The organism is Idiomarina xiamenensis 10-D-4 (genome assembly GCF_000299895.1).
GTDB classification, from domain to species: Bacteria; Pseudomonadota; Gammaproteobacteria; order Enterobacterales; family Alteromonadaceae; genus Idiomarina; species Idiomarina xiamenensis.
This window is the reverse complement of the sequence record NZ_AMRG01000017.1, coordinates 1-12,901: the sequence shown is the minus strand read 5'-3', so window position 1 is coordinate 12,901 and position 12,901 is coordinate 1. Positions and strand designations below refer to the sequence as shown.

The 12,901-nt window shown below is 50.2% G+C and carries 14 protein-coding genes; 5 read left to right on the top strand and 9 right to left on the bottom strand.

Features of this window, described 5'->3' with window-relative positions; translation table 11 throughout:
* Positions 1–47: 47 nt before the first annotated feature.
* The 7 genes from uvrD to lptM all read right to left on the bottom strand — a co-directional run bounded on the left by uvrD (position 48) and on the right by lptM (position 6,886).
* Entirely contained in the window at positions 48–2,198 is a 2,151-nt protein-coding gene (gene uvrD / locus A10D4_RS11545; RefSeq protein WP_008489707.1) for a DNA helicase II, read from the bottom strand.
* Between the two features lie 90 nt (positions 2,199–2,288).
* The gene (locus A10D4_RS11540; protein ID WP_040502920.1) at positions 2,289–3,011 is read right to left on the bottom strand and encodes an HAD-IA family hydrolase; all 723 of its coding nucleotides are present in this window, start codon (positions 3,009–3,011) and stop codon (positions 2,289–2,291) included.
* 5 nt (positions 3,012–3,016) lie between these two features.
* Complete coding sequence (xerC, locus tag A10D4_RS11535; protein WP_008489705.1) at positions 3,017–3,925, bottom strand: tyrosine recombinase XerC; 909 nt, start codon at positions 3,923–3,925, stop codon at positions 3,017–3,019.
* Positions 3,926–3,927: 2 nt separating this feature from the next.
* The gene (locus A10D4_RS11530; RefSeq protein WP_008489704.1) at positions 3,928–4,620 is read right to left on the bottom strand and encodes a DUF484 family protein; all 693 of its coding nucleotides are present in this window, start codon (positions 4,618–4,620) and stop codon (positions 3,928–3,930) included.
* Complete coding sequence (gene dapF / locus A10D4_RS11525; RefSeq protein ID WP_008489703.1) at positions 4,617–5,444, bottom strand: diaminopimelate epimerase; 828 nt, start codon at positions 5,442–5,444, stop codon at positions 4,617–4,619. Before dapF ends, A10D4_RS11530 begins: the two co-directional genes overlap by 4 nt.
* Before the next feature lie 36 nt (positions 5,445–5,480).
* Positions 5,481–6,746 carry a diaminopimelate decarboxylase gene (lysA, locus tag A10D4_RS11520; RefSeq protein WP_008489702.1) on the bottom strand — a complete coding sequence of 422 codons (1,266 nt, stop codon included), beginning with the start codon at positions 6,744–6,746 and terminating at the stop codon, positions 5,481–5,483.
* Positions 6,743–6,886: an LPS translocon maturation chaperone LptM gene (lptM, locus tag A10D4_RS14565; RefSeq protein ID WP_420196199.1), complete on the bottom strand. Its 144-nt coding sequence runs from the start codon at positions 6,884–6,886 to the stop codon at positions 6,743–6,745. Before lptM ends, lysA begins: the two co-directional genes overlap by 4 nt.
* 78 nt (positions 6,887–6,964) lie before the next feature.
* Here lptM and cyaY point away from each other — a divergent pair, with 78 nt between their 5' ends.
* From cyaY to A10D4_RS11495, 5 genes are read left to right on the top strand one after another with little or no spacing between them, the layout of a single operon-like run.
* Positions 6,965–7,294: an iron donor protein CyaY gene (cyaY, locus tag A10D4_RS11515; protein ID WP_008489701.1), complete on the top strand. Its 330-nt coding sequence runs from the start codon at positions 6,965–6,967 to the stop codon at positions 7,292–7,294.
* Positions 7,294–8,265 (top strand): hydroxymethylbilane synthase, encoded by a 972-nt coding sequence (hemC, locus tag A10D4_RS11510; RefSeq protein WP_008489698.1) that lies wholly within the window; start codon positions 7,294–7,296, stop codon positions 8,263–8,265. The genes cyaY and hemC overlap by 1 nt, the downstream gene beginning before the upstream one ends.
* A 14-nt stretch (positions 8,266–8,279) precedes the next feature.
* Entirely contained in the window at positions 8,280–9,017 is a 738-nt protein-coding gene (locus tag A10D4_RS11505) for a uroporphyrinogen-III synthase (RefSeq protein WP_008489696.1), read from the top strand.
* Positions 9,018–9,019: 2 nt separating this feature from the next.
* Entirely contained in the window at positions 9,020–10,210 is a 1,191-nt protein-coding gene (locus tag A10D4_RS11500; RefSeq protein ID WP_008489694.1) for a uroporphyrinogen-III C-methyltransferase, read from the top strand.
* Positions 10,207–11,418 carry a heme biosynthesis HemY N-terminal domain-containing protein gene (locus A10D4_RS11495; protein ID WP_008489693.1) on the top strand — a complete coding sequence of 404 codons (1,212 nt, stop codon included), beginning with the start codon at positions 10,207–10,209 and terminating at the stop codon, positions 11,416–11,418. Before A10D4_RS11500 ends, A10D4_RS11495 begins: the two co-directional genes overlap by 4 nt.
* Positions 11,419–11,503: 85 nt before the next feature.
* On the opposite strand, the gene A10D4_RS11490 is transcribed toward A10D4_RS11495, so the two are convergent.
* Both A10D4_RS11490 and A10D4_RS11485 read right to left on the bottom strand, forming a co-directional pair.
* On the bottom strand, positions 11,504–12,079 hold the full coding sequence (locus tag A10D4_RS11490; protein ID WP_008489692.1) for a YceI family protein: 576 nt from the start codon (positions 12,077–12,079) through the stop codon (positions 11,504–11,506).
* Between the two features lie 10 nt (positions 12,080–12,089).
* Positions 12,090–12,629 carry a cytochrome b gene (locus tag A10D4_RS11485; RefSeq protein ID WP_008489691.1) on the bottom strand — a complete coding sequence of 180 codons (540 nt, stop codon included), beginning with the start codon at positions 12,627–12,629 and terminating at the stop codon, positions 12,090–12,092.
* Between the last annotated feature and the right edge of the window lie 272 nt (positions 12,630–12,901).

The window sequence follows — 12,901 nt, the reverse complement described above, 5'->3', positions numbered from 1 at the left end:
CAAAGCTTACGTAATAACCACCAACAGCGATCAACCGGTCTGGTCGATTAGCAGGGTTCTAAACGCGCGTAGGCCACCACCAACCATTTACTGCCGGCCATATCAAAATTGATTTGAATGCGGCTTTGCGGGCCGCTGCCTTCGTAATTGAGCACCGTTCCCTCGCCAAACTTCGGATGCCGAACGCGCTGCCCTAACTGATAGCCGGTCTGGACAAAAGCTTCATGGCTAGCACCGCTATGAAAACGGCTCATACCGGGCTGTTGCACTTTGCTTTGAATACGTACCTCGTTGAGACACGCCGGGGGCATTTCACCGATAAAGCGGCTGACTTTATGAAAAAAGTCTTGTCCGTAAATACGGCGCTGCTCAGCGTAAGTGATGACTAACTGCTGCATGGCTCGTGTCATGCCCACATAGCACAATCGACGTTCTTCTTCTAAGCGTCCCGGCTCATCCATTGATTGCTGAGAAGGGAATAAGCCTTCTTCGACCCCGGCCATAAACACCAACGGAAACTCCAAACCCTTGGCACTGTGCAGCGTCATCAATTGCACCGCATCTTGATATTCATCGGCTTGCTCATCACCCGCTTCTAATGCTGCATGAGCCAAAAACGCATTTAATGGCGATAAGTCTTCTTCGCTATCGTCTAAGCGGAAGTTATCGCAAGCAGTGACCAGTTCTTTTAAGTTATCGACGCGCGTTTCGGCCTTCTCGCCCTTTTCTGCTTCATACATGGCAAGCAGGCCACTTTGCTTGATAACCTCGTCGCACTGCCGACCCAGACTAAACTCCAGCGTATGACTCGCCAGCTGCTCGATCAACTCGATAAACTGACTCACCGCATTCCGCGCACGACCGCTGAGCACCTGCTCGTTGACTAACTGCTGCGCGCTTTGCCATAACGGTAGCTGACGCTCGCGAGCCGCCTGTCGAATCAACTCTAGTGTGCGATTACCAATGCCTCGCGTTGGCGTATTGATGACGCGTTCTAACGCTGCGTCATCGTCACGGCTGGCAAGCAGCCGTAAATAGGCTAGTGCATCTTTAATTTCTTGCCGTTCGAAAAAGCGCAAACCGCCGTAAATTCGATAGGGCAAGCGAGCGTGTAATAAGGCTTCTTCAAGCACCCGTGATTGGGCGTTACTGCGATACAGAATCGCACAATCTTGTAAGGCATTGCCTTGATCTCGCCAGGCTTCGATGCGACCAACGATATAGCGCGCTTCGTCCTGTTCATTAAACGCCGCATAAATATCGATGGCCTCGCCGTCACCACCATCGGTCCATAAGTCTTTACCCAAACGGTCGCTATTGTTGGCGATAACTTGGTTTGCCGCATTAAGGATGTTGCCAGTCGAGCGATAGTTCTGCTCAAGGCGAATAGTTTGCGCACCGGGGAAATCATCTAAGAACTTCTGAATGTTCTCAACCCGCGCACCACGCCAGCCATAAATGGACTGATCGTCATCACCAACAATGCAGACTTGATTGTGTTGGCCTGCTAACAAGCGTATCCACGCGTATTGAATATCGTTGGTATCTTGAAACTCGTCGACCAGAATATGCTGAAAGCGCTTTTGATAATGTTCGCGGACAATGCGGTTATCACGCAGCAACTCGTGTGCGCGCAGTAATAACTCAGCAAAGTCGACTAAACCGGCACGGTCACAACTATCTTGATAAGCCTCGTAAATACTTTTTAAGGTGCGTTCGGTGGGGTCATACGTATCAATATGCAAAGGCCTGAGACCCTCGTCCTTTTTACCGTTGATATACCATTGCGCCTGCTTTGCCGGCCATCGCTTTTCATCCAGATTCATGGAACGGATCAAACGTTTGATCAAACGTTGCTGGTCATCGCTGTCTAAAATTTGAAAGTTTTGCGGTAAGCCAACGTCCATATAATGCGCACGTAGCAAGCGATGCGCTAAGCCGTGGAACGTACCTATCCACATGGCACGCACCGAACTGCCCATTAACTGTTCGATACGGCCGCGCATTTCTGCCGCCGCCTTGTTGGTAAAGGTGACCGCTAAAATACTATAAGGCGATACTTGTCGCTGCTGCATAAGCCAAGCGATACGATGCACCAAAACCCGTGTTTTGCCGCTACCCGCGCCAGCGCTGTTGTCGGCAGCAACCGCCGCACGTTGATGCTCGTTTAATCGCTCCAATAACGGATGTTCGCTCATGCGCAAGTACCTGTGTTGCTGATTTGGCGCCCAGTTTACTGGCCGCATACTGTACATGCAACCAGTAACGTATTAAGCCATTTGTCTGGCTTAGGGTTGACGCAATAGGGGCTTTAATTGTAACAGGGCTGGCAGTTGATCAAACTCCATCGTCGGTAACCCACGTAAATGTCGGCGCCGACCTAGCCCACCCGTATACCAAGCACTTTGCCAACCGGCACGACGGGCACCTTCGATATCTGACAGTGGGTGGTCACCGACGTGTAAAAATGCGTTCGCCGGTAATTGTGGATAGTGTTGCTGGGCGGCAACAAACATATCGTTAAAGGGTTTTCCCCGATGTTCCGCGCTGGGCTGTAAGATCAAGTCAAAGTATGGCGCTAAACCAATTTTTTCGACGTTAGCATTGCCATTACTGATAGCGATTAAACGCGCGTGCTGAGCCAACGCTTGCAATACTTCATGAGTTTCTGCCGGAACATCAATTTGACTACGGTAGCGCAGAAACTGCTGTAGGGTTTGCTGCGCGGCTTGTTTTGCATCGCTCACCCCTAATTCATAAAAACCACGCTCTAGGGTATGTAAACGCAACGCCGTCATATCACCAGCCAGCTTCACATCATGACGCATAATTTGCTGTCGTAGCTGCTGCCAATGTTGCAACTGCCATTGTTGTGTTTGCGGATAATGCTGGTGCATGAAACGTTGTACCTGTTGCTCGGCATGCACCATCACCGGCACGTTGTCGTACAGGGTATCGTCGAGGTCAAAACTGATAACGGCAATCGGCGCCGGTGGTTGATAAAACTGCATACGGCTCACGAATTATCCTTTTTACGGGCACGCGGATGTGCACCGTCATAAACTTTGGCTAGATGTTGAAAGTCTAGGTGGGTGTATACCTGAGTGGTGCTTAAATTGGCATGGCCAAGCAACTCCTGCACGGCGCGCAGGTCACCGCTAGATTCCAGCATGTGCGAAGCGAATGAATGACGCAACTTGTGTGGATGTAAGTCACCCTGTAAACCTTGTTGCTTACCCCAATAATTAAAGCGCTGTTGCACCGTACGCGGACTAATACGGCGCTGGCGTTGACTGACAAATAATGCCACCTCATCGCGCTGATTAGCTAGCCAGCGTTGCCGTACCGGTAACCAGCGTTGAATCGCACTCGCCGCGTAGCGGCCATAAGGCACAATACGGGTCTTGTTACCCTTACCGGTCACCCGTAGCTCCTGATGACGCGGATTAATAGCATCAATATCCAAGCTGACCAATTCGGCTAAGCGCAAACCACTGGCGTATGTCAGCTCAAGCATGGCGGCATCGCGAATGGCGATATCATCGTCGCTGGGTAACTTTAACAACTGCGTCATACTATCGACGTCGATGTTACGCGGCAGCCGTTGTGGTCGCTTGGGGGCTTTCACGGCATCGGCTGGATTGTGCGTAAGCTGTTGTCGCTGTACTAAAAAATCACAAAAACTGCGCCAGGCCGATAAATATAACGCAATCGAATTCTCTGCTAAGCCGTGCCGGCGCCAACCCACTAACAGTCGCTCAAACACCGACAAGCTTAGCTGCGTGGGCTGTTCAATCGCCTGTCCGGCGAGTTCGTTAACGCCTTGATTTAAAATGCGCTGATAGTTTTTTAGGGTCAGTTCAGCTAAGCCGCGCTCTCCGGCCAGATGGTTAAGATAAGCCTGTAACCACTCAGCGAGTACCATGATCAATCACGTTGCACGCCCAGTACGCCGGGCAAGGTTACGCTGAGCAGGGCTTGCAGTTGCGAAATCAACAGCTGGTCCATGGCTGGCTCAAAATGACTAGGATCATGGCTGCCGATGGCTAACATACCTAACTCACCTTGACGTCCCAACAATAATAACGCGACTGAAGCAATAGCCTCGTCCTGAAACAGCAAACGTTGCTCGTTTTGAGTCAGGCGGCCTAAATAAATGCTATCGTCAGTAAAGCGCTTACTCAGCAATTGCTTATGGGTATCGGCGGCAAAGGCATACTGTTCGCCAAGTTCTAGCGGGCTGTCAAAAAACTTTAATGATAGTGCTGGCATTGCCAATTTTTCCGCAAAGGTTTGCCGCAGACTTTGCGCCACTTCATCTAAATCACGGCTATGTAGCAATTTGACATAAAGCTCACTGTATTGCTTAAACAGCTCTTCGTTGCGTCTGGCATTCACCATCAGTTCGGTAATTTCTTCTTCAAGCTCACGCACTCGCTCGCGCAATTTCTGCTGTTGTCGCTCAACCAGCGATACCGCCCCTTTTTGCTGGTGTGGCAGGTTAAGCTGTGCGATCAGGTCGTCATGGCGCTGAAAAAAATCGGGATTCTCTTGTAAATACTCGCGGATCACACTGTCATCAATGCGCGGCGCTAAGCTTAAGTTACTGTCATTGTTCATAACGTAATTTGTCCATCAAAAACCCATTCTGCCGGTCCGGTCATTTTTACCGGCTGGCCTTCACGCCAACGAATGGTCAAACGTCCACCGGGCAGGTCAACCTGCACCAGATTATCCAACTTGCCCTGTAGAATACCGACAACGACGGCAGCACAGGCACCACTGCCACAAGCTTGGGTTTCGCCGACACCTCGCTCAAATACTCGCAAATGCACATGCTGACGATTAAGCGTTTGCATAAACCCCACGTTAACCCCTTCAGGAAAACGTTCATGCTGGGTTAGCAAGCGCCCGTGCTCGGCTACTGGCGCTTGTGCGATATCATCGACATGCAGCACGCAGTGTGGATTGCCCATACCGACCACGCCACATAAAAAGGTTTGCTCGGCAGCTCGAATCACATAAGTAAGTTCGGTTTTGTTAGCCCGAAAAGGCACGTCGGCGGGATTGAATAAAGGCTCGCCCATATCCACCGTGACTTGGTTATCCTTTTCAAGGTGCAATGTCATTTTGCCCGCTTTAGTGCTGACTTTAAGGTGCTGTTTATGGCTTAAGCCTTTTAGTCGAACAAAGCGTGCAAAGCAGCGCGCACCATTGCCGCACTGCGCGACTTCACTACCATCAGCGTTAAAAATACGATAGTGAAAATCTAAATCCGGGTCATAAGGCGGTTCCACCAACAACAGTTGGTCAAACCCAATACCGCGGTGGCGGTCTGCCAATTGTCGAATTTGTTCCTCATTTAAAAAAACATTTTGAGTCACATTATCAATAACGACAAAATCATTCCCCAGCCCGTGCATTTTAGTAAAGTTTAGTAGCATACAGGCGTCTTATCTCAAATCGATCATGGTGCTAGTTTACGGGAGAAGCCGCTCATCTTTCCAGAGTTGTTGTAACTCTTCCCGTTCACGGATGACATGCGCCTGACCAGCACGCACTAATAACTCAGCCGCACGTGGTCGGGTATTATAGTTCGACGCCATGGTAAAACCGTAAGCGCCGGCATTCATTACCGCTAAATAATCACCGGCTTTGACCGCCAAATGACGCGCATGTCCCAAAAAATCTCCGGTTTCGCAAACTGGCCCCACCACATCGACTAATGTGGCCTGCGGCTCAGTGCTCGCGTGCACCGGTACAATGTCATGCCAAGCTTGATAAAGCGCTGGCCGTACTAGGTCATTCATACCGGCATCGACCAGTGCGAAACATTTATCAGCGCTGCGTTTTAGATATTCAACTTGGGTCACCAAAACGCCACTGTTACCCACCAAGGCACGGCCGGGTTCTAACATCAGTGTCAAATGAGGCTGCTGTTCCTTGACTAAAGCCTGTAAACGCTGCAAATACTCGGCTAATGCAAAGGGCGCTTCTTGCTGATATTGAATACCCATACCGCCCCCCATATCCAAATGCTGTAACGGAATATCGCGGCGCGCTAACTCGGCGACTAAATCGAGCATCCGCTGTGCAGCATCTAAAAACGGATCAACCGACAATATTTGTGAGCCAATATGGCAGTCGGCGCCGACCACCTTTACATGTGCCAAACTGGCCGCATAGACGAAGCTGGCGACGGCGTCATCCATGGCAATACCAAATTTGTTGGCTTTTAAGCCGGTGGCAATGTAGGGATGGGTCTGAGCGTCGACGTCTGGGTTAATACGCAGCGACACCGGAGCGATACAGCCGAGGTCGGCGGCAATCGCATTAATGCGATCAAGTTCAGCCAAACTTTCTACGTTGAAACAACCAATACCGGCAGTCAGTGCCTGAGTGATTTCAGTAACGCTTTTAGCGACGCCGGAAAAAACCACCTGAGCAGCATCTCCACCAGCCGCCAACACGCGCGCTAGCTCACCCCCAGAAACAATATCGAAGCCTGCGCCTAACTGTGCCAGACGCTGTAAGATGGCTAGGTTACTGTTAGCTTTGACCGCATAACACAGCCGGTGTGGTGCTGGCCAGTGCCGAGCAAAAGCCTGCCAATTACGTGTTAAGGCGGCATCCGAATAAATATAAAGCGGTGTGCCGTAACGTTCTGCCAACGTTTTAAGCGGCAAGCCATCGACCGCTAACTGACCGTCAGCTTGCCGAGTGAAGGCAGCTTCTTGCTCGCTCATGAGTCAGTTTGCTCCGGCGCTGGGGCTTGATTTGGCGTAGGCTCATCGGGCATTTGTAAGGGCCCACTTTGACCGCACGCATAAAGTCCTAAAAGAAACAGGCTGATTGTCAGGGTTCGGATTACTTTCTTGATAAACATCGCTAAACTATAGGGCTGAAAGAAACATTGAGAGTATCTTCTCACCCGACGTCGTAAATGTCATTAGCGGGAGTGGTTATGCAAGACAACGAGTATCATGATTTAGCCGATCAAGTAATGATCGACATTGAGGAAGCGGTGGAAAGCTGTGGTGTCGACATTGATTATGAATCAGGTGGCGATATCATCGAGTTGACCTTTATCAATGGCACCAAAATGGTCATCAACAAACAACCACCGTTGCAGCAAATTTGGGTCGCGACCAAGTTTAACGGTCACCATTTTGAATATCGTGACGGGCAATGGATAGACAACCGCACCGGCGCCGAATTGTGGCAGCTATTATCAGAATCAGCCACGCGCCAAGCCGAACAAGCAGTCAGTCTAGCGCCTCAGGATGCGTCATAATGGCTGTTGAGCAAGTGGTAACTATCGCCACCCGCAAGAGTAAGCTTGCGATGTGGCAAGCCGAACATATTCAAGCACGCTTGCAGCAACTGCATCCTCAGTTGCGGGTTGAGCTGTTACCGATGTCGACCCGCGGTGACGTCATTCTCGACACACCACTGGCGCTAATTGGCGGCAAAGGGCTTTTTGTTAAAGAGCTGGAAGTGGCGATGTTAGAAGGGCGCGCCGATATTGCCGTACATTCGATGAAAGACTTGCCGGTAGAGTTTCCGCCAGGCTTAGAACTGCATACCATTTGTCAGCGTGAAGATCCGCGCGACGCATTTGTGTCTAATCATTACCAGCAATTACGCGATTTACCTGAGGGCGCGGTGGTCGGTACTTGTAGTCTGCGTCGTCGATGCCAATTGCAGGCGCGGTTTCCACATTTGCGCATTAAAGACTTACGCGGCAACGTGCAGACTCGCTTGAGTAAATTAGATGCAGGTGAATTCGACGCCATTATTCTTGCTGCAGCTGGATTAATCCGACTCGAGCTGAGTGACCGTATTAGCGACTATATTGCTGTGGAAGATTCGCTGCCAGCAAACGGTCAGGGCGCACTAGGCATCGAGTGTCGTAGCGACGATGACGCGATGAAGCAGTTGTTAGCCCCATTAGCCTGCGCCGACACGCGTAGTTGTGTATTGGCAGAGCGCGCCATGAACCGTCGTTTAGAGGGTGGCTGTCAGGTACCTATCGGCGCTTATGCTGAGCTACAGGGTGAACAGCTATTTTTACGCGGGCTGGTCGGTGAACCCGATGGTAGTCGTGTATTAACGGCTGAGATTCGTGGTCCTCGAGAACAGGCAGAAAAGCTCGGCATTGCGTTGGCAGAGCAATTATTAGCTGCTGGAGCAGGCGAAATTTTAGCCGCTTTGTACGCCGATTCTGATGCCACAAAGCAGACAGAAGATTCCGCAAATAACTGAGAGCATGATCACTCATGACGCAGCCATCGGTGCTACTGATTCGTCCGCGAGAGCAAGCGCTGACGCTTCAACAACAGTTACTAGAACGCGGTATTTATAGCGATCATTATAGCTTTATCGATATTGTCGCTAACGATGCCGCCGCCGAACTGCTGCCGGTTTATCAAGGGCAACATTGGCACGGCATCATTTTTGTGTCGCGTAATGCGGTCGATTACGCTTGCCAATGGTGGCCGCAAGATTGGCCAGCCACGCAATATTTTGCCGTGGGCCCGGGGACTGCTTGCTATGCAGCCAAGGCGATTCAGCAGCCGGTGAGTTGCCCATGGCAGCAGCACAATAGTGAAACCCTGTTGACGCTGCCTGAGTTAAAATGGGTCAACCAGCAGCAATGGTTAATTGTGCGGGGGTTGGGCGGCCGAGAACTGATTGCCGATACCTTGCGCGCGCGCGGCGCAGAGGTGCACTATTGGCAAGTGTATCAACGTCGCCAAAAGACCGTCGACGGCGCGCAATTACTGCAAGCATGGCAGAACTCGATCACCCAAATCGTGGTGACCAGCGCCGAACAATTGGGTTATTTTCTGGCATCATTACCGCAACATGCTTTATCTTGGCTACAGCGTTGTCATTGGATCGTACCTGGCGAACGTATTGCCGGTTTAATTCCATTTAGCAGCGGTGACCGTATCACCATGACAGGAAGTGCGACAGACAGCGCGATTATTCAAGCGCTTACGAAGGGATCTTAGCTATGAGCGAAAGCGAACAACAACAACCTGAGCAAACCTCGGCCAATAGCCGCACCGAGCAATCGGCAGCGCCGCAAGCCAGCACAACAAAGACTTCGAAAGCGACATTAGATGAAGCGACAACGAACAACATGAATAGCAGCAATAAGGCTTGGTATGTGCTGCTACTGGTGCTGGTAGCGATACTCGCCGTTGGCGGTTGGTTCGGTTGGCAATTGTGGCAAACTTCGCAGCAACAGCAGCAAGCGTTGCAAGCGCAACAACAGCGTTTGCAAAATGTGCTGGCCGACGAGCAAGCCGGCCAACAGAGCGTGCAGCAGCAATTGAGTGAGTTACGCCAAGCGACCGAACAAACTCGTCAGCAACTTTCACAGGCGCTACAACAGCAACAACAGGGTTGGCAGGATGGTTTAGCCGAGCAACGTTTAGCGCAGCAGGCAGAGCAGCAACGTACACAACGCCAAATTGATCAACTAAACCAGCAACTTGGTCAGTTGGATATTGCACAAACTGAACAATGGCGAATTATTGAAGCCAATCATGTGGTGCAACAAGCTAACCGTCAGTTACAGTTAAATGCCGATGTACAACAAAGCTTAAAATTATTACAGCAAGCGGATCAGCAGTTAGCCGCCGTCGATAGCCCACGCGTGAATAATGCACGACGGGCATTGGCAACGGATATCGCAACCTTAAAAGCACTGGAGCCGGTCGATATCAATGCACTGTCGGCGCAACTGGCACAGCTTTCCGCGAGCGTTACCGAGTTGCCTCGTGAACAACGCCAGTCATCACAACGGCAAACCCAAGTCAGTGATGACAGTAGCGATTGGCGCGATAACATTGCGACAAGCTGGCAAGCGGTGTTAGACAGCTTTATTCGTATCCAACGCGTTGAGCGGCCAACTCAGCCAATATTGAGCCATGACTTGCGCTTAGTGATTGAACAGCGCCTACAGTTACATATCGAAATCGCCCAGTTGGCGCTGTTAAAACAACAGCCAGAAGTTTATCGGCAAGCGTTAACGCAAGCCGAGCAAGCATTACAGTTATTGCCCGCTAGCCAAGCAGCCAAGCGTTTTCAGCAACGTTTAGCGCGGCTGTCGGCACAAGCCATCGTCGCCAATATACCTGCCGAGCTGCAATCGGCAGCGGTGCTACATCGCCTTAGCGGGCAAGGAGGCGAACTATGATACGCGCACTGCTGGTGGTCTTGATCATCATCGCCGGCTTGGTGATTGGTCCGCTATGGGCTGGTAATACCGGCTATGTATTGATTGAAATGGCTGGCTGGCAAATCGAGACCAGCGTCGTTGGGGCGGCGATTGTAGTGGCCGTTGCTATTGTGCTGATATGGTTGCTGGATTGGTTGATCAGTAAGCTGGTGCGTCGTGGCCGAATGGGTAGCCGCTGGTTACGACAACGTCGGCAACGCAAAGCACAAACGGCTTACCAAGACGGTTTGACCGCGTTATTAGAAAACGACTATGACACTGCACAGCAGCGCTTTGCGCAGGCTTATAAAGTTAAAGCTCGGTCGGAGTTTGCTGCGTTAGCGGGCTTTGCCGCTCAGCATCAGGGCGATAGCGAGGCCGCCCGACGTTGGCGTGATAAATTATCCAATTTCCAGCGTCCTAATGAATATAGTTTGCGCGTTAGCGAGATCAGCCAATTAAGCAAGAGCCAGCCAGAAGCCGCTCGACAACAACTACTGGCACTATTAAGTGAATCGCCTAAACATCGCGGCGCTTTGGCATTAGCACCACAAGTATTGAGTGAGACTGAGGCTTGGCATGATTTATACGAATTGTTGCCTGCCATTGAGCGCGAGAAAGCGTTACCGGAAGATCAGTTACAGCCGTTGCGCTATCAGGTATTGCTGCAATTATTTTTGAATAAAGGTCGGCAAGGCAACGCGACGTTAGCGTCGTTTTGGCATCAATTGGACAAACGCGAACGGCGCGATGCCGGTGTGCGTTTGGCGTATGCACAGGCGCTTCATCACTTAGGCGAAGATGTTATTGCTGCTAAGGTGATTTATCGCGGCTTAAAGCGCGGCGATATGAGCCTTTATCAGGTGCTCAAGGCTGATTTATTAGTCGTCAGCAACGATGATATTGTCAACTATGTGCAAGAGGGGTTACGCAAAACCCCTGATGATGGCGTTTATTTGCAGGCGCTAGGACAAATGGCGTTACAATCAGGCGATTATTCGTTAGCACAACGTGCGTTAAAATCTGCCGCTGAGAAGTCGCCGAGTGCCCGAGTTTATCGCCAACTGGGTCAAGCATACGAGGCCTTAGGCGATCCTCAACTGGCGCTCAGTGCTTATCAAAAAGCAATGAGTTATTACGCCGATAAGTTTGCCGAAAAGGCACCGACAACATTGCCTAAACATTAGTGCGACAGGCTAGACACAACACACAAGCAAAAAAGCCCAGCACATATTCATGTTGCTGGGCTTTTACTGATATAAAGGACAGAGATTATTGGCGAACGCCTTCGATCGATAGGTACATTTGTACGTCTTTAGACGCTGGACCGAGATCGTAATCAATGCCAAAGTCTTTTAGCGTTAAGGTTGTTGTGCCTTCAAAGCCTCGACGATAGCCACCCCAAGGATCTGGTCCAGCACCGACTTCGGCAACATCAATTTCGATAGCTTTAGTCACACCATGTAGGGTTAATTCACCCTTTAGTACGCCACTACCATCGCCATCAGGCTGGTAGCTGGTACTGACAAAGGTGGCTTGCGGAAACTTAGCGACATTGAGAAAGTCACCGCCACGTAAGTGTTTATCTCGCTCGGCGTGGTTAGAGTCCAAACTATTGGTATTTACTGTCACTTTAACCTTGGCTTGCTCTGGCTTATCTTCGTCGTAAGAGAAGCTGCCTTCGAAATCATTAAATTGACCCAGTAGCCAACTATAGCCTAAGTGATTAATCTTAAATTGAATAAAGGCGTGCTGACCTTCGGTATCAATCACGTAATCGGCGGCTTGCGCGCTGGTACAGAGTAAGCCTGCGGCAGCTAATACACCTGCAATAACTGTCTTTTTCATGGTAACGCTCCTAGTGTTTGCCTAACATCCGTTTAAGGGTGTCGTCTTTATCAAAAAAATGATGCTTTACGGCGATCAATGCATGACCAGCGGCTAAAATAATTAAGCTCAACGCTGCGTACCAGTGAATACTGCCGGCGATATCGGCTTGCTGCGGTAAGCCAGTGATAAGCGCGGGTACATGGAACCAGTCAAACACACTGATGGGTTGACCATCGGCAGTAGAAATCAGGTAACCACTGACCAAAATAAGCAGTAACAGCACATACAACAGAATATGGCCCGCTTTAGCTGCAAGTGCTTGCCAACGACTACCTAGCGGTGTTGGTGCTGGACTAAGTAATAGCCACAGCAGGCGTAGTACGGTCAACGCTAATAGCAAAATACCGATCGATTTATGCCACCAGGGCGCTAGCCGATACCATTCACTGTAGTAGGTTAAGGTTACCATCCAGTAGCCAAGCACAAATAAACCGATAACCGCTAATGCCGACAACCAATGGATAGCCACGCTCAACCAGCCGTAGCCGACGTTGCTGTTACGCCACATAATATATTCTCTAAGTTAAGTTTAAATGAGACTCACTAATAATAGATAGTATCTGTTATCAATGAGAAATAAAGACGCTTTTTATGATAATACCTTTCGATTTAATAGAAATATAAAAAGGAATAGTCGGTCAATCTAGGAGTGAGATCGATAGAAAAGGAGAGGGGAGTTTTACATCAGACATAAAAATGCCTATCGCGGACATAAAAAAGCCCCTGCTGGTATTCAGCAGGGGCTGTCTTATTTGAAGTCTGGCGGTGACCTACTCTCAC